The sequence below is a fragment of the Fluviicola sp. genome (assembly GCF_039596355.1).
In the GTDB taxonomy this organism is placed as follows: domain Bacteria; phylum Bacteroidota; class Bacteroidia; order Flavobacteriales_D; family Crocinitomicaceae; genus Fluviicola.
Genome location: NZ_JBCNJW010000002.1, coordinates 429,298 through 446,240 on the forward strand (window position 1 = coordinate 429,298; position 16,943 = coordinate 446,240).

Below are 16,943 nucleotides of genomic sequence, written 5' to 3' on the forward strand. Positions count from 1 at the left end.
TTCTTTTCAATTTTCAATTCTCAATTATCACTTTTCAATTCTCTAAAACATCTCAAGATGTCCGTCTCGATACCCGACTGCTGATGCGGGCGGACTCGACGTGACATCCGGATCAGTTAAAGTCAAATTCTGCCAGATCAATCACAGCTTTCTGTTCTTCCAAACGACGGGTAATGCTTCGCATTTTCTCATTTGGCCTTCCGTAGTTGGTAATCAATTTCACCTGGATGGTCGTGAGTCCGGACAAGGTTTGAGCACTGCTTCCGTAATAGTTTGCCTGCACTTTGTATCGTCCTTTCAAGGCTTTTTTGATCATGAATTCTTCCGGACCGTATCCGCCGGTACAATCAAAAGAAATACGTCCACCGATCTTCGTCTGCTGGTTCGAGTAAAAACACTTTTCGCCGGTCGGATCCGTCACCCACAAATCAATGTCACAGTTATCCGAATCCCAGTCGATCACCACACGCACATCAACAGGTAGTTCGCGGATGAGTTTTTGATTCAGTTTCCCGGAGTGGAGCTTGTGTTTCGCAACCAGGTGATTCAATTCGACCAAACAAATGTTCTCAATGTCGCGGAAGCGCTCGTCCCAATTGTGCGTAATCACGTATTTCAACTCCCGGAACGCTTTGTAATACTGCTTGTTCAGTTCGTATACCAAGGCCAGGTCGCGGTACGATTGCGGTTCTTCCGGACGCATTTTTTTGACTCCTTCAAAGACTGAAACAGCCAAATCAAATGCTTCGATCTGTGCATAACGGTGCGCCAGGATGCGCAGCATTTGCGGGTTTTCCATTTCCAGTTCTGCGATATTCGATAACACACGGATGGCTTCTTTCTTTTTCCCTATTTTCAGGAAATAATCCGATACATCGACGTAAAAAGATGGCTGGTTTTGATACTCTTTTTTCAACTCCAGGTAGGTGTTATACGCATCCGGCGCACGGCTTGCCTTCAATTTGCTGAGGTAAGGCGTTTTCGGATCCCAGTTTGACAGTTCGATCTTTCCTTCACTTCCTTCCTGTTCCTGCTTGTAAACTGCGGTTGTGGCATTCGTTGTATAAGAAACCGAATTGGCACTCACACTTCCGCTAAACGCATAGGTTGTACTACCTGAAGTTTCGTCTGCCAGAACCATATACGTTCCTTCTGCCACCGTTACAGGTTCAACAAACCTTACCGCAAGTTCCTGCTCTTCTTCCAGTTTTTTCTCAGCTTTGGCCTTCATCTGCTCAAAGTCCGTTTCCCACCACTTAATTAACTCACCGAAACGGGAAAGCACGGCTTCGCGGTGTTCTTTTGTCTCTACCCTGGCTGATTTTTTCTCCGCTTTCGGCAATTCTGCCAGGCGTTTGTAATACGCTTTGCGCAATTTCGCCGGAGGTACAATCCGGTATTGCACGTAATCTTCCAATTCGTCGAGTACGATGAGGGAAGTATACGGAGAAATCAGCTTGTTTTCTTTTGCCAGGCGGAGCATTTTTGCTTTGTTTTTCGCTCCTTCCAGGTCCAGTTCTTTCAGGTAGTCGTCCGACCAGAACTTGGCAAGAGTTTGAGGTGAAGCCGTTTTTCTCAGTGAGGCACTCTTCAGAGTGAGGCGTTTTTTGGTCTTCCCTCCTGTTCCAAACAGCAAGGTCAATTCTTCCGGAAGTGTTTTGAATTTCGAATAACTGATAAAATCCGAGCCGGCTGCTGCACCGATTCCGGTAGTGATGCCTTTATCGCCTTCAAGTCCCAGGAAATGCAGTTGTTCGTATTTCAGTTTTTCCAAACTTTCCTTCAACCCCAATTCCGCCAGATTGATGAATTCACCACCATTCTGCACGGTCAGTTTCGCAGCACGCGAATCAAATTCCGGCGCAGAACTGATCACATACACGCGCTTTTTATCCAGTTTCGGAAAAGCTTCTTCTCCCAAATTCGACAAACAATCCGACAATAACAAGACCTCTTCTCCTGAAATCTGATCGCCGTCAACACACCCCAACTGTGTTCCTCCATCGAGCTTTTGCCCATCCATTTCATTCAGCAACGCATTCAAATCCGAGGTACTCAAAATGGTTCTTCTGCTGGTAAAATGCACTTCGTTGCTGAATGCGATCAGCTGCACATCGGTCTTTTTGTGTGCCGACAAATAGTCGTAAATCAGTGATTTTTCCTTTTCGAAATCCCGCTTTCCGGAAGATGCCGAAACATCCAGCAGGATGGAAACGGATTTCAAGGCCGGTTTCAGTTTCTTTTCAAGCGCCGGCTGCAGGGATGTTTGCAGGATATAACCGCCATCTGCTGAAGCTGCCAACACAGATTCCGATGCATCGAGGTTTCTCTGAACAATCTGAATACCATCTTTTACACTCTTTTTATTCCATTCGGAAGCGGTCACGAACCGATTTCCTATCAGGCGGTACTCATTGCGTTTGTCTTCAATTTTCTGTCCCTGGTCGTCGATTGCGATTTCGTAAGTAAACTGGTCAATGATTCCTTTGTAATTCAAGGGAAGATAGTATGCATTCGCTCCGCCGTTTGTGGTGAGTTCTTCCACGTACGAAATCATTACTTTCTTGGTTCCTTTGGCCGGAATCGGGTATACACGTGCTTTGAAGGTATTTCCTTTCGACCATTCCAGCAATCCCGGATCCACTTTCCTGCGCACCGTTGATTCGAAAGCAACTCTTCCGAGGTCTTTATCGACAACAACTCCTTCGCGCATTTCACCATTGACTTCCAGGCGAAATTCACTGATTAATTGTTTTTCTGAGAGCGGGAAATAAAATTCTCCTTCCAGAACACGGTCATTGTCGTTTTGAAATTCAATCTCCAGCGTGGTTTCCGCATACGTACCGTGAATGGCAGTTTGAATATGCAGGCGCTTTGTTCTCAGCGGAATACTCACCTCTTTTTTATTCTTCACCAACAATGCCGGACTCATCCGGGTAGTGTCTACCACCGGTTTTTCATTCGACCACGAAGCCTTCTTGTAGGATTTCGTTTCCCGTTCTACGGACGGATAATCAGTCAGGATTCCATAAAGAATAAAAGAACCGCCAAACAGGACTGCCAGGGCAGGAGCCAGGTATTTTTTCATAGAGAATAGATTTCGTCCTACAGGTACACCCGATCCCAGGAAAGGTTCAATCCGGTTATTTCCCGTCTCTGAAATACCAGCGACCGTTTATTTTTTCAAAACGGGAATCTTCCGTATGGCGGGTCAACTGCTGCTTTTCATCCAGGTAAACGGCAGTGAATTTCACGCGTTTTTCAGACGACGACAGAATTTCGAGACTGATCCAGGTACTGTTGGAAGCCCATTCCAGGATGGATTTCGGAGAATAATATTTCCGAAAATTCGGGGAAGTTGTTTCGATGATGTAGGCCACATTCACCGTTACATAAGCCGAATAACGGGAACGCATCAGCTGTTCTGCTGTTTCTGGAAGTTGCTCTCCCGACAAAAACGGTTCACAGCACTCCGAAAAGGCTTTTCCGCTGCAACAATGACACAACTCAGCCACGTTTCTTCCGGTTTACTGCCTGGTCGACATGTGTTTTTGCGGCCTCCGGCTGCACGAAGTTTTCCTTTGTATCGATCAGCGGTTCGTACGGATAGTTTCCGAAAAGCGTCGACAAGCGGTTGATTGCAAACACTTTCCGCGTATAATGATTCGAAATGATGACCATGCAGATCGTATCTTGCCGGAGCGATGCATAACATCCGGTGTTTCCATGCCACCAGCCCGTGTGGAAAAACAAGGTTGATTTCCCCTGGTCTTCCCGCAAGCGGTAGCCGAGGCCGTAATTGCTCTTTCCTTTACGCTCGTAGCTGTAGCCGCGGAACATTTCTTTTTTAATCGAATCACTGAGGAAAACCGGGGAATAAGTTGCTTTGTCCAGTTTGAGTAAATCCCGGGCGGTAGTATACAGGTTTTTGTCTCCGTAGATTCCGTCCAGGTTGGTGAACGGTTCGAGCCGGTTCCGGGAATCGTATGACCGCGATAAACTGTCTGAATTCTGTGATCCGTCGTTGATAAACGAATCAGTCATTCCCAGTGGTTCAAAGATCAGTTCGCGTGCCAGGATGGGGAATTTCTTATGCGAAATCCGTTCTGCAATCAGTGCCAGCAGGGCATAATTGGTATTGCAATAGGAGAACTGTGAATTTGGCGGGAAATACAAAGGCATTTTGTACTGGTTGAGCAACTGCACAATTTTCTGGTTGGTCAGCGCTTTATCGGCCGGCCAGATCGAATACGGGAAATATCCGTAGTAAGGAATCCCGCTCCGGTGATTCAACAACATTCTGACCGTAATCCCCTCATACATGATTTCGGGCAGATAGGAACGGATATCCTTGTCGAGAACCAATTCTCCGGAATCTGCCAGTTTGCAGATCACCATAGCAGTAACCACTTTTGAAATGGATGCCACATGGAGCGGCGTGTGTTTATCAATGCGTTTATCGTATTGCTTATTCGCAGTTCCTTTGTAGCGCTCATACACGATTTCTCCGTTTTTTGCCACGAGGAACATCCCATTAAAATCCGGAGCGATGCGATCGCGGTAAAATTTACTGATACTGTCGTAATAGCGTGGAACAAATGATTCGGGAAGTTTATGGAACACCGGAAAAGGTGACTGTTTGACTTCTTTTGCCTGGGAATTGTTCTTCTGGGCAACCTTCATTTTTGTTTCACAACCGAAAAGAACAAAAAGGCAACTCAAGAAGAACCAGTTTACGTGCATTCTCTGAATCATGGCGCAAAGATAGAAAATCTTCAAAAAAACGATTCTTAGTTGAAATTCATCTCAATAGCTGAAAGTTGCCCGCTTGAGGCGTTGTACTCCGTCATTGGAACGATATTGCACCGCAACCGAGAAATGAATTTCCTGTCCGTTGTTCAAGACTTTCGTTGCTTTGAGTGATTCCACAAAATCGGGAACGATGAGGTTTCCTTTGCATTTCCACACATAGGAAGTTCCGTCGATCCACAGCTCATAACTGACAATTTCAAAATCCGCTTCCCCGAAAATAACGTTCTCTTCGTATGCCAGGTTCCATTCACCCTGATCGGGAGTCACTTTCGATCCTTCCGGGTATTGTCCCCAATAAAGAACCGGAACCGGCAGATTCATCACGCGGTATCGCCAAACCTGGACAATTTCGTTGCTTTTGGTATTCCGGATGTTCAGATCAACAGTTCTGTTTGTTCCCGTTATCCGAACGATAAATACCGAATCTCCTTCCCGAACAATCGCTGCATCGGTACTTTCGAGGGTAAATTCAGAAGTTTTACTCCCCGCTCCCAGCACTACCCTGTTGGGATAAGCGCGGTACAAGACATTGTATTCCGGGAGGGAAATAACTCCCTGAGCTACTGAAATCAACGGCGTGATCAGCAAAAACAGGATGAACAGTAATTGCTGCATCTTACAAAACATATTTTCCCCAAATGATTCGTTCTTTTTTGTCCACCCCGATCACCAAAGCTTTAATTGTTACGATGGTTCCTGCGGGCATGTTTTTGACATACCCCAGGTAATCTGCTCCCAATCTATTTCCTTCAAACTGAAAGATTCGCGGATCATTGTCCATCGCCAAAGCCCCGCCCAACACACTGAATTCGGCACGTAAAGGACTATCCGTGTAACGGGCAAATAGCCGGTTCTCCTGTTTCGAAATCTTTCCCTCTACCTGGGTCGCTCCTACAAACAATTGCGGATTCGGCAGGTCCTTCACCCTGAAAACCATCCGGTCGATTATTTTACGGGTTTTCGTGTGAAGCAGCATGATTTCGATGGTGTCTTTTGGAGTTGTGGTAATGATATTCCATTGATGATCTTCCTGATGTACGAATTGTGCATCTGCAGATGAAAGAGAAATAGACCTGGCTTTTACCCGCGTTTGGGTAGCCACTTCGACCCGGTTGGTGTATCCGCGGTAAAGGATATTGTATTCCGGTAATGACAAGGTAATCTGTGCGGAACCATACATTCCGGCAAGCATTATCAGGAAGGTCAGGAGCAGTTTCATTCGCTAAAAAAATCAAAACAGGTTTAAATATAAGCCAATTTAACTATCTTGGGTTACATGAAGCATTCCAGAATTATCACCATCGGATTCCTGCTCGGAACATTGGTTTCCTGCGGAAGTGAACAAACGGACGAACAAACTCCGGAAAAAGAAGCGATTGCTGTTTCGCCTGAAAAAACGGAATCGGAAACCAAACCGGATGTAAAACAACCGAAGAAAGAAACGCATGTCAAAATCACGTCACAGGAAGATCAGTTGATTGACCAGGTTTGGAATCTTCCGGAAGTTCAGGAGTTGTCTAAAAAGATTGAGAAAGAATCCAAAGGAAAACGACACCTGGTGGGGCGTATTTCTTCCGAGCCTTCAGACGACCAGGAATATTACGGGGTTTCCGTATCGGAAGACAACGGACAGGCTCTGGCAACGTATTTCGATTTCCGCATTTACCCGGACGGACAGGTTTATTACTACGACGTGGTGCAGGATAAAGAATTGACGCTAAAAGAATGGCGGGCTCAGAAAAAATAATCCGAACCCGCCACTACTAAAATCCGTTGCTATTTCTTACTTGATCAGTTGCACAAACCCTTGTCCTTCGAACGGTTCGTCCTGCTGTCCTTTTGCGGTGTATTTATAGAAGTACACTCCATCTGCCAATAAATTACCCGAAGCATCTTTTCCATCCCAGCTGAACGGAATACTGCTCGACGTATACACCGGATTTCCCCAACGGTTTACAATCGTTACATCCAATTCTTTGATGTTGAGCAATTCGAATGTGAAGAAGTCGTTCACATGGTCTCCGTTCGGAGTGAAGATATTCGGCACTTTCAAATCTACCGGAACTACTACCGGAGGAATTGGAGGCGGAATCACTGTAATCAAAACAGTTGCCGTATCGGTACAGTTTCCACTGATTGCTACTAACGTTACGAGGTAAGTTCCAACGGAATCATACACCTGGTTCTGAGACGATAAATCGGTCGTAGTAGTGGTGTTTCCGTTTCCGAAATACCAATCATACGTAACTCCGTTGCTGCTGGTGTTGGTCAGATTCACGCTCAATGGCCCGTAGCCTGTATCCGGATTTGCCGTCACTCCTGCGACCGGCGGATTCAAAGGTGTTACCAGAACAGAGTCTCTTCGTGTACAACCATTGTTTGTCAATTCGATGTAGTACCATCCTGCACCCAAATTCTGCCATACGGAAGCATTGATCTGGTTCGGGCTGTTTGGCCCCGGCCCACTCCAGGTATACTGAGGCTGACCGATAAATGTTCCGGTTACCAATGTATAAACAGCTCCGTTATTGGTTCCACAGCTCGTAGGAACGGCCGCAACCGTATCAAAATCCCATGGCATGGCTTTGATATTTACCAAAACAGTGTCTGTGAGGTTACACCCTGTAGGGCTTACAGCGTTTACGACATATGTTCCGGATGTTGTCGGGATTACCGTTGGTCCTGTTTGTCCGGTATTCCAGGTAAAATTCGGGTTCGGGAAATTTGCTGTTGCGTGAATCGTATCGGATTCGTTTGCACAGAATGTCAGGTTTGGCCCTGCATTGATCTGTGAAGGATCGAAGCTGATTACTACCGTATCAGACTGCGGACATACTGTATTAAATGTAATGTTATCGAGGGCAAAATCGTTGTTCCCGCTGGAAACCTGTGCGATGATACTGATATCTGCAGTGGTATTGGTTCCAGAGTTCCAGGTTTGGGAGAATTGCTGCCAGTTACAGGAAAGAAGTGTCGGGCTGAATACCGGCCCGATTTGAACACCGTTAATGAAGAACTGCAAGATCGCCACGTTTGATTGCGTGATGTTTTCCACACTGGTTGCCCATGCAGAAAAAGAGTAAGTGGTATTCGGATCAACAACAATCGATTGTTCCCAAACGGTCGTATTCGGCACATTGGAACCGTTCACAACCATCATGTTTCCCGGACCTGTTGTTCCTACATCGCTGCAGACACCGAAATTATTGTGTACGCTGTTTGGGTTGGTCGTAATGGCATATGTGGAAGGATTCGTCAATAAACCGAAAGAACCTCCTGTTCCCGGCCCGTAACCGGTTGTAAATCCGGTGTTCCCTGCTTCAAAGTCCCCGTTTACTACGAGGTTTTGCGTGTAATTCGCCACATTAAGGATCAATGTTGTTGGAGATGTGATTGTTACGCTCGGCTGATTTCCCGGGGAAACATTCCAGCTGTAAGAATCATATCCGCTGGGAACAGTGTATGTAATAGACGTCCCTTGACACAGAATTGTGTCGTTCCCCAGGTTCAAAACCGGGTACTGTTCACACTGCGATTCTGCTGTACTCCAGGTTAATACAGCGAGTAGAATACCTAATAACTTTTTCTTCATAACGCTAATCTATGAAGACTAAACGGATATAGTACAAATTTAGTTGCGTGATTTTTTTGTTTTTTCTCTTTTTTAACAAAAAATTAGGAATTGCTACAAACTATCAACAAAATCCGTTGACGATTTCTTCTCCGGATTTTAATGCAAGTCCCCAAAAAGAAATGAAAATCAGCGGATTCTTTTCCCAACTGTGCGGTTGTTTCATTCCGAAAACCCCGCCCCTGAAGCCAATTGATTTTTAAAATGCTTTTTCCGCCAATTTCATTAACTTTGCTTCCATGAAATTCAACGAATTAGGGTTAAACGACCTGGTCCTGGAAGCCATTGATCATATGGGCTTCGAAAACGCAACCCCTATCCAGGAATTTGCCATTCCGGAAGTAATCGCAAATCACGATTTGCTGGCTTGTGCCCAAACCGGGACAGGAAAGACCGCAGCGTTCATTTTACCGATTCTGCATAAGTTAACCGGAAAGGAAGATTCATCCATCAATACCCTGATCCTGGTTCCTACCAGGGAGCTTGCCGTTCAGATCGAGCAGGAAATCCAGGGCTTATCGTATTTTGTTTCCGTTGGTTCAACCACCATTTACGGAGGTGGCGACGGAGCTAAATGGGAAGAACAAAAAAGTGCCCTGGTTGAAGGAACGGATATCATCGTTGCCACTCCGGGAAAACTGCTTTCGCACATGATGCAGGGATACGTGGATTTTTCACAGCTGGAACACCTTGTTTTGGATGAAGCGGACAAAATGCTCGACATGGGGTTTGCAGATGATATCGAACGGATTATTTCTTACCTGCCGAAGAAGCGTCAAACCTTGTTGTTCAGTGCTACCATGCCGACCAAGATCAAAAATCTGGCATCCAAAATCCTGAATCATCCGAAAGAAATTGCACTATCTATTTCCAAACCGGCAGCAGGTGTTGCACAGCATGTGATCGGCTGTTTTGACGAACAGAAAAACCGGGTGTTGGATTTCATTCTGAAAGAACGTACGAATTATGACAGTATCATCATTTTTACGTCTTCGAAAAGCAAGGTTCACGAGATCGTTTATGCGCTTCGCAAAGCCGGATATAAGAATACGCAGGGAGTTTCATCCAACCTGGAGCAGGAAGAACGCGAAGAGGTATTACGCGGATTCCGCTCCAAACGGACACGTATTTTGGTTGCAACGGATGTGATGAGCCGCGGAATAGACATCAAGGAAATCAACCTGGTGATCAATTACGATGCACCAAGAGACGCCGAAGATTACGTGCACCGGATCGGAAGGACTGCCAGAGCAAATACCAAAGGAGAAGCTTATACGCTGATCAACCCGAAGGATATGCCGAAACTGGCACGGATCGAACGACTCATTGAAATGGAAATTCAGCGGGTAGCTATGCCGGAAGAATTCGGGCCGGCTCCTGAATGGACTGTTTCCGGTGGAGGTTCCGGCAATGGAAAAAACAAACGACGCAACAAGAAACGTCACTTTGGAAAAAAGAAGCTTAAAACGGCCTGAGTTTATCCGAATGTAATCTGTTCTCCTTTTTGAGATTTCCGTACTTTGTCGGAATAGCGCTTGAAAAAGTATGGAATGTTGTCTTCTTCCCCGTTCAGAATGCGGTTTCTGACTTTATTGAATGTGAGTAGTGTAATTTCAAAATCCGGGAATCCGGTTTTCAGCATCGGCTGCTTCAAGTCGTCTTCCCAAAAGTAGACTCCTCCGAAATTTCTTCGCGCCACTTCCAGGATGTAAGATCCCGCCTGAACGCAAAAATCATAAATCATTTCGTCATCCGAAGGATCGGAAAAATCAGCATAATCTTCTATGAGGCTATCCAGTACGTTTAAACTTCTGATGGAATAATCGAATGCGCCATCGTATTTTGGGTTAAATGCACGCACGATTCTTTCAGCATGATTGGTGGCTTTGCTGATGAACTCTTGTTGAATTTTATCAAAGATATCACTTCCCAAATTCAGTTCAATTGGTGGCGTGGTCTTCTCCTCAACCTGAGTATTTTTGGACTTGAAAAATTGAAATAATTTCATCTTTGTACCCCGATTAGATGGTATAGAGTAGTTTCAGTTTGGCGAAAGTAAGTATTTTTTAATTCCCACGAAATGATTGTACAAATTTGTGTAGTTTTTTCTTTCGAATTCTGATAAGCGGTAGGAAAGTTCCTTTAATCGGAGTAGCGTGTATCTTTTTTGTAGGGCATTTTTTCCAGCGTTTCGACTTCAATGGTGTAATGTCCGAATTCTTCTGCCACCTTGCCGCAAATAGCATAAATTCCTTTCCCCCGGAAGGGATATTGGAGTGCCAGTTCCTGGAAATGTACCGTGTCCAGTTGCTCTCCTTCCTGGTCGAAAAGCGTTCCGAAATGCACGATCTGATTTTTGGCACTCACGATCTTTTTTACGTTGATCAGGTAGCCGTAAACACGCACCTTCCGGTTTACGTATTGAACGAGGTCTTTTGCCAGCACGTGCAGAAGTGGTTCCTCATCCAGCAGGTCGAAGGGACTGCACAAAGGAAATTCCAATAGCTCCTGGTGCTCAAATGCTTCTTCCGAATCGGCTTCTTTCAGTTCCGGGAATACAAAATCCCTGCATTCTTCCCGGAACAACTGCGGCTGACGCTCGGATTTCAGCGGAATCTTATGTACGTTGAGGTGTGCATTCCACATCAGTTCTTTTTTCGGGATTCCAAAACAGCGGAGTGCTCCCACCCGGATCAGCAATAACAATTGTTCCAGCGGAAGGGAAACGCGCTGCATGAGGTCGGTGAAATCGGTGAAAGATCCGTCCTGATCCCGCTCCCGGAGTAATGCCTCCAATTGTTTGAGTTCTATTCCGGCAATGTGCTGAAATCCCAGGTAAATTTCCTTTCCCCTGATAATCGTTTCACTGCGGCTTCTGTTAATACAAGGTGCCTCGACCTGGGCGCCCAGTTTTCTGGCTTCCAGCACATATACTTCCGTCCGGTAAAAACCACCGAAATTATTGATTGTTGCAACCATGTATTCCAGGGGATAATAGGCTTTGAGATACAAACACTGGTAGCTTTCCACCGCGTAGGATGCCGAATGCCCTTTGGAAAAGGCGTAGCCCGCAAAGCTTTCGATCTGGCGCCAGATTTCCCGGATGTCTTTTTCCGTATGCCCCCGCTTGCGGGAATTTTCAAAGAATTTGGATTGCACGAGCATAAATTCGTCCCGGGAGCGGAACTTCCCCGACATTCCACGGCGCAAAACATCGGATTCGGCCAAATCCAGCCCTCCGAACTGGTTAGCCACTTTGATCACATCTTCCTGGTACACCATCACGCCGTAGGTTTCCGGCATGATGTCGAGTAAAACCGGGTGTGCTTCTTTCACCCTCTCGGGATTGCGGTGGCGGAGAATGTATTCCCGCATCATTCCGGAAGAAGCTACTCCGGGGCGGATGATGGAGCTTGCTGCCACCAATTCCAGGTAGCTGTTCGTTCGCAGTTTAATCAGCAGCATCCGCATTCCGGGAGATTCCACGTAAAAACAACCGATGGCTTTGGCTTCACGCAGGAGTTGGTTGATCCGGTCGTCTGTAATGAATCGGCGTACATCGTGAATATCGCGGGGTGGATTTTCCGGCTGATTGTAGGCAATCACATCCAGTGTGTCACGGATTTTCCCCAATCCCCGCTGCGACAGGATATCAAATTTATAAAGCCCGACATCTTCTGCTTCAATCATCGAAAACTGGGTTGTCGGATACCCTTTCGAGGTCAGAAACGTGGCTGTGAAGTGGTGGATTGGTTTTTCACTGATGATGATTCCGCCTGCATGTACACTAAGATGAGACGGAAGCCCGGCGATTAAATGGCTGTATTTGATGACCAATTCCTGGATCGGATCGCGTTTCTCGGGCCGGTGTTTTTCATCTGAAATGGCGTCGATATCTGTTTTGGGCAGACCGAATACTTTTCCCAATTCCCGGAGTGTTGCCTTGTATTGAAAGGTGTTGTAGGTACAAATCAACGCCGCATTTTCAAACTTTTCAAACATGTAGCGGAACACGTCATCGCGGTCTCTCCAGGAGAAATCCATGTCGAAATCCGGCGGATTTTGCCGGTAGAGGTTGATGAAGCGTTCGAAATACAAATCCAGTTCCAGCGGATCCACATCGGTTATTCCCAGCAGGTATGCCACCAAACTGTTGGCTCCGCTTCCCCTCCCGACGTAGTAGTAACCTTTGGAGCGGGCGTAGGAAATCACATCCCAGGCTATGAGGAAATAGGTGATGTAGTTCTTTTCGGCAATCACCGTGATTTCCTTTTCAATTCGCTTCCGGATTTCCAGCGTTACTTCGTCATAGCGTTTTTTTAAGCCGTCTTCGCACAACCTGCGGATCAGTTCCAGATCTCTTTCTTTCGAACCGTCATAAAAAGCCAGGTTCTGCGAGGTGGCTTTCGGTGCAAATTCAAAATCGATGGCACAGCGTTTCAACAGCGCTTCCGAGCGGTGCACCAGTAATTCGAATTCTTCGTAGGAAGCCAGCAGTTCTGCTTTGGTCAGAAACAACTCATCTGCCCTGCTCTGTTCTTCTACAGGCAGTTTGGAAAGCAATACGTTTTGGTCGATCGCTCTTAAAAGGCGGTGTGTATTGAAATCCCGTTTGGAACGGAAGGTCATCGGTGCAAGTGCTACGTATTTAGCAGATTCCCGTGAAGGGTTCATCCGGAAACGATTCAACTGGTGCGCCGCCACTCCGATAAACTCATTTGCTGCAAGGTTCTCCGGTTCTTTCCCCCAGGGATAAATCACCCAGCACTGGTCGAATAAGGGGGCTTTGGCGGGAAAAGGCGTTTCTTCGTGCGTGTGTTTACTCAATATGGTGTTGATTTCCTGAAACCCTTCGTTGTTTCTTGCCAGGACGACATAGCAGCACGAAATGCCGTTTCGAAAGTCGACTCCCACAACCGGAATGCGGTTATTTTCCTTGCTATAGCGCACAAAGTTGAGCACTGCGGAAGTGTTGTTAATATCCGTCAGCGCCAGGTATTCATAGCCGGAAGCCGCTCCCCAATGAACGAGTTCTTCCGGATCCACCATCCCGTATTTTAAACTGTAGCACGAATGACTATTCAGCATTTTTCTCTCTCTAATTATGAATTACGAAGCCGAATTACGAGATGGTTGTCCGGAGAATCCCCATTCATAACGAGGCATTTTAAGTTCTTTTCTCATCTAAGCCATTCCGGATATCCGGAACGCAAACTGACTGGATGTGATCCCTAAAAAACCAAATTCCTGATGCCACGATACTTATATCTTTTCCACGCAGCGGCGGGTCCGGTAGTATGCGTGACATCCAGGAATCTGGTTCCAATCGTTTCCCCCTGTTCATTCGCGGTTAGGCGCTGGGTTTGGGTGGTGGTTGGGTAGTTGTTAGTGAACAGAGGGCAACAACAGGTGTGGTTTTAGGTGGTGGTCCGGTTTTTACGTTATTCAATCTGTTTAAACATCCGCTTTTCACTTAAAAAATTCGATTCTCATTGCTGCAACTGGAGGTCATTCAGATATTCGATAATTCTTTCCCCGTCTAACTGCTTTCGCAGGAAACGTCATACAATCCGGTTGGCAACAAGAACCGGAGTTTCTCCACGAAACGGATTAAAATGTCCGAAATTCTTCACCCGCATTCCCACAGCTCTCAGGATGGCCCTTTCCCCGAAACGATCCCGGATTTCATCCATTGACCGGTACAACGTTGCCAGGCGCGAACCTTCATCAAACAAGCGCATCTGGTAATTTCCATGTACCAATTCGCTCATCCGTACTCCTACCAGGCGAACCAATAAACGCCGGTTGTGCAGTTTTTCGAAGAGATTCATCACGACCGGGATGATTTCGTGGTCGGCAGCAGAATATGGAATCCGTTGCTGCAGGGTCTTGGTCTGAAAGTCGGAATAGCGGATTTTCACCGTCACACACGCACATACTTTGCTTCCCTTACGCAATTGAAAAGCCAGGTTTTCTGCCATCGCAAAGATGATGGAGCGCAGACGCACCACGTCGATCGTATCCCGCTCGAAAGTCCGTTCGCTGGAGATCGATTTCCGTTCGTTGTACTGCACCACCGGGCTGTTGTCGATTCCCTGTGCTTTTTTCCAGATTGCGATTCCGTTTTGCCCCAAAACACTTTCGAGCATCTCAACCGGCATTTGCTGGATGGTTCCGATCCGCTTCACTCCCAGACTGCAAAGGGTCTGGTAGGTTTTGAGTCCGACCATCGGGATTTTCTGCACGGAGAGCGGGTTCAAAAAGTTTTTTTCGGCTCCGTCGACCACATTCATCTGGTTGTTCGGCTTGGCTTCTCCTGTTGCAATCTTCGAGACGGTTTTATTGACCGACATCCCGAAAGAAATCGGCAAGCCCGTTTCTTTCATGATCTTCTGGCGCAGTTCCCCGGCATATTTGTAGCATCCGAAAAAGCGATCCATTCCCGACAAGTCCATGTAGAACTCATCGATCGACGACTTTTCCAGTAGCGGCACGGCATCCTGGATAATATCTGTGACCATCCGCGAATACTTCGTATATCCCGCCGAGTTCCCACTGATTACAATGGCTTCCGGGCAACGCTCTTTGGCCATTTTCATCGGCATGGCAGAGTGAATACCAAACCGGCGGGCTTCGTAACTGCAACTAGCCACTACTCCGCGATCAGATGATCCTCCGATCAGGATCGGCTTTCCATTCAGGCGGCTATCTTCCAAACGTTCACAGGAAACAAAGAATGTATCCAGATCCATGTGCACGATGCTTCGTTGTTGTTCGTTCATGTCTCGTAGTTTTAACAATTACGGCTGCATAACGTTTCCGAACAAGGGAACGTGAAAGCTGTTGATCATGACGAAATGAGTCCTGTCAAATCGCATCCCAAATCATTTTCGTACTTTTAATTCCCGTTTCAAAATTACACATTTGATTATTTTTAAATCTAAAAAAGATTAATTATTAATCAACAATGCAAAATTAGATATCAACCACGTAAAGGATTTACGAACAACTTTGGATGTGTGATTTTTTTATTTTGGCCTATACCCCAATCAGGGATTGACTTTCAGCATTCATCCAATCGGGAATACGCCAATGCTTTAACTGTATTGAAAACGTCAGGATTGCCATTTTGATAAAAAACAGTACGACCTCACCTCCGGCAAAATTATTTCTTATCTTTCCCGGGAAGAAAAGTTACCACATGAAACCATTCCTTTTGTTTGCCCTGATCTTGTTCAGCAAACTTTCCTATGCCGACGGACTTGATGAATTAAAAATCTATGTCAACAGTCAACTGGTCGCAACAGTTTATGAAGGCGGCTCTCAAACGCTCGAATTACCTGTTTCCATTGGAGATACCCTGAAATTTGTTGTTTCGACGGATTGGGGCGGCATGGAAGAATCGACCATCGGGATTTTTGACCACGGAAGCAGTGAACAGCTGGTGCGGCTGAATCGAATCCAAAACAATGAGGCAAATGCCCGTTTTCAGCACATCATCCGCCCCGACCTGGTGGGCAGCGAGTTATTGATGGTATTTAACTTCAGTCCACGGGTAAACCGAACCTGGAAGTTTGCGCGGGCGATTCTTAAAACGAAGACAGACTAAATGAAAACCGATTAATCAACCATGAAAAAATTACTGTTCAGAACTCTGCTGATTACCGTTATCCTCTACGTTTCTGCCTGCATACTCCTCTATTTTATGCAGGAACGCCTGTTGTTTCACCCCGAAAAACTAGCCAAAACAACACCATTTTCTTTCGACCAACCATTCGAAGAAAAAAACATTCTGGCAACGGATGGCAAAAAACTAAGCGGAATCCTGTTCCAGGTTCCAAATTCCCGGGGACTCATTTTCTACCTCCATGGAAATTCCGGCTCCATTCATTCATGCGGCATCGTTGCAGAAACGTTTACCAAACTCAACTACGATGTCTTCATGCTCGATTACAGAGGATATGGAAAAAGTGAAGGATCTATCACGGAAGAAGAACAAACACACCGGGATGTTCAATCCGCTTACGATGAAATGAAGAAAAGTTACCCGGAGAATCAGATTCTGGTACTGGGCTATTCAATCGGGACGGGATTTGCGTCAAAACTGGCATCACAAAACAATCCGAAACTACTGATTCTTCATGCGCCTTATTACAATATGTCTGACCTGGTACATCACAAGTATCCCATTATCCCGGATTTCATTCTGCGATACCAACTGAAAACGAATGAGTACCTGAAGCACTGCACCATGCCTGTCATTCTTTTTCACGGAGATCAGGATAAGGGAATTTACGTTGGTTCGTCACTAAAATTGAAAAAGGAATTTAAAGCGCAGGACACATTGGTGATCTTGAAAGGAGTGAATCACAACGGGATCATTAAAAGCGAAGAGTACCAGCGGTTGATTCCCCAATTGCTTCGTCGATGAGCATTTTTTTCGACTAGTGGATAAGTGTACACTTATCCACCACTTACCAGGGTAATTAATATACCTCAT

At 46.0% G+C, this 16,943-nt stretch carries 13 protein-coding genes; 4 read left to right on the forward strand and 9 right to left on the reverse strand.

Going from position 1 to position 16,943, the window contains the following annotated elements; genetic code table 11:
• Positions 1-112: 112 nt before the first annotated feature.
• The 5 genes from ABDV94_RS07085 to ABDV94_RS07105 all read right to left on the reverse strand — a co-directional run bounded on the left by ABDV94_RS07085 (position 113) and on the right by ABDV94_RS07105 (position 6,031).
• Complete coding sequence (locus ABDV94_RS07085) at positions 113-3,088, reverse strand: VIT domain-containing protein (RefSeq protein ID WP_343605982.1); 2,976 nt, start codon at positions 3,086-3,088, stop codon at positions 113-115.
• A gap of 55 nt (positions 3,089-3,143) precedes the next feature.
• On the reverse strand, positions 3,144-3,515 hold the full coding sequence (locus tag ABDV94_RS07090; RefSeq protein WP_343605983.1) for a YchJ family protein: 372 nt from the start codon (positions 3,513-3,515) through the stop codon (positions 3,144-3,146).
• Positions 3,508-4,683, reverse strand: coding sequence for a serine hydrolase domain-containing protein (locus tag ABDV94_RS07095; RefSeq protein ID WP_343605984.1), 1,176 nt, complete (start codon positions 4,681-4,683; stop codon positions 3,508-3,510). The genes ABDV94_RS07090 and ABDV94_RS07095 overlap by 8 nt, the downstream gene beginning before the upstream one ends.
• A 123-nt stretch (positions 4,684-4,806) precedes the next feature.
• Positions 4,807-5,427 (reverse strand): hypothetical protein, encoded by a 621-nt coding sequence (locus ABDV94_RS07100; protein ID WP_343605986.1) that lies wholly within the window; start codon positions 5,425-5,427, stop codon positions 4,807-4,809.
• A gap of 1 nt (position 5,428) precedes the next feature.
• Positions 5,429-6,031 (reverse strand): hypothetical protein, encoded by a 603-nt coding sequence (locus ABDV94_RS07105; protein ID WP_343605987.1) that lies wholly within the window; start codon positions 6,029-6,031, stop codon positions 5,429-5,431.
• Between the two features lie 57 nt (positions 6,032-6,088).
• Here ABDV94_RS07105 and ABDV94_RS07110 point away from each other — a divergent pair, with 57 nt between their 5' ends.
• On the forward strand, positions 6,089-6,559 hold the full coding sequence (locus ABDV94_RS07110; RefSeq protein WP_343605989.1) for a hypothetical protein: 471 nt from the start codon (positions 6,089-6,091) through the stop codon (positions 6,557-6,559).
• Between the two features lie 36 nt (positions 6,560-6,595).
• Here the strand turns inward: ABDV94_RS07110 and ABDV94_RS07115 are convergent, their stop codons facing one another.
• Positions 6,596-8,404: a gliding motility-associated C-terminal domain-containing protein gene (locus tag ABDV94_RS07115; RefSeq protein WP_343605991.1), complete on the reverse strand. Its 1,809-nt coding sequence runs from the start codon at positions 8,402-8,404 to the stop codon at positions 6,596-6,598.
• 278 nt (positions 8,405-8,682) lie between these two features.
• On the opposite strand from ABDV94_RS07115, the gene ABDV94_RS07120 reads away from it, so the two are divergent.
• The gene (locus ABDV94_RS07120; RefSeq protein ID WP_343605993.1) at positions 8,683-9,918 is read left to right on the forward strand and encodes a DEAD/DEAH box helicase; all 1,236 of its coding nucleotides are present in this window, start codon (positions 8,683-8,685) and stop codon (positions 9,916-9,918) included.
• A gap of 2 nt (positions 9,919-9,920) precedes the next feature.
• Here ABDV94_RS07120 and ABDV94_RS07125 read toward each other — a convergent pair whose 3' ends face one another.
• The 3 genes from ABDV94_RS07125 to dinB all read right to left on the reverse strand — a co-directional run bounded on the left by ABDV94_RS07125 (position 9,921) and on the right by dinB (position 15,225).
• Positions 9,921-10,451, reverse strand: a complete 531-nt coding sequence (locus tag ABDV94_RS07125) for a hypothetical protein (protein WP_343605994.1) — start codon at positions 10,449-10,451, stop codon at positions 9,921-9,923.
• A 134-nt stretch (positions 10,452-10,585) separates the two neighbouring features.
• Positions 10,586-13,531, reverse strand: coding sequence for a DNA polymerase III subunit alpha (dnaE, locus tag ABDV94_RS07130; RefSeq protein WP_343605995.1), 2,946 nt, complete (start codon positions 13,529-13,531; stop codon positions 10,586-10,588).
• A gap of 473 nt (positions 13,532-14,004) precedes the next feature.
• A complete protein-coding gene (dinB, locus tag ABDV94_RS07135; RefSeq protein WP_343605996.1) occupies positions 14,005-15,225 on the reverse strand; it encodes a DNA polymerase IV in 1,221 nt (406 codons plus the stop codon).
• Positions 15,226-15,644: 419 nt separating this feature from the next.
• On the opposite strand from dinB, the gene ABDV94_RS07140 reads away from it, so the two are divergent.
• On the forward strand, positions 15,645-16,052 hold the full coding sequence (locus ABDV94_RS07140) for a hypothetical protein (RefSeq protein ID WP_343605998.1): 408 nt from the start codon (positions 15,645-15,647) through the stop codon (positions 16,050-16,052).
• A gap of 21 nt (positions 16,053-16,073) precedes the next feature.
• Positions 16,074-16,874 (forward strand): alpha/beta fold hydrolase, encoded by an 801-nt coding sequence (locus tag ABDV94_RS07145; protein ID WP_343606000.1) that lies wholly within the window; start codon positions 16,074-16,076, stop codon positions 16,872-16,874.
• The last annotated feature ends 69 nt before the right edge of the window (positions 16,875-16,943 follow it).

What these genes read in the sequence shown, in the direction of transcription:
- ABDV94_RS07120 (WP_343605993.1), top strand. Translation starts at nt 8,683, where the DNA reads ATGAAATTCAACGAATTAGGGTTAAACGACCTGGTCCTGGAAGCCATT.
- ABDV94_RS07145 (WP_343606000.1), top strand. Translation starts at nt 16,074, where the DNA reads ATGAAAAAATTACTGTTCAGAACTCTGCTGATTACCGTTATCCTCTAC.
- dinB (WP_343605996.1), bottom strand. Translation starts at nt 15,225, where the DNA reads ATGAACGAACAACAACGAAGCATCGTGCACATGGATCTGGATACATTC.
- ABDV94_RS07115 (WP_343605991.1), bottom strand. Translation starts at nt 8,404, where the DNA reads ATGAAGAAAAAGTTATTAGGTATTCTACTCGCTGTATTAACCTGGAGT.
- ABDV94_RS07110 (WP_343605989.1), top strand. Translation starts at nt 6,089, where the DNA reads ATGAAGCATTCCAGAATTATCACCATCGGATTCCTGCTCGGAACATTG.
- ABDV94_RS07105 (WP_343605987.1), bottom strand. Translation starts at nt 6,031, where the DNA reads ATGAAACTGCTCCTGACCTTCCTGATAATGCTTGCCGGAATGTATGGT.
- ABDV94_RS07125 (WP_343605994.1), bottom strand. Translation starts at nt 10,451, where the DNA reads ATGAAATTATTTCAATTTTTCAAGTCCAAAAATACTCAGGTTGAGGAG.
- ABDV94_RS07140 (WP_343605998.1), top strand. Translation starts at nt 15,645, where the DNA reads ATGAAACCATTCCTTTTGTTTGCCCTGATCTTGTTCAGCAAACTTTCC.
- ABDV94_RS07085 (WP_343605982.1), bottom strand. Translation starts at nt 3,088, where the DNA reads ATGAAAAAATACCTGGCTCCTGCCCTGGCAGTCCTGTTTGGCGGTTCT.
- dnaE (WP_343605995.1), bottom strand. Translation starts at nt 13,531, where the DNA reads ATGCTGAATAGTCATTCGTGCTACAGTTTAAAATACGGGATGGTGGAT.
- ABDV94_RS07095 (WP_343605984.1), bottom strand. Translation starts at nt 4,683, where the DNA reads ATGAAGGTTGCCCAGAAGAACAATTCCCAGGCAAAAGAAGTCAAACAG.
- ABDV94_RS07100 (WP_343605986.1), bottom strand. Translation starts at nt 5,427, where the DNA reads ATGCAGCAATTACTGTTCATCCTGTTTTTGCTGATCACGCCGTTGATT.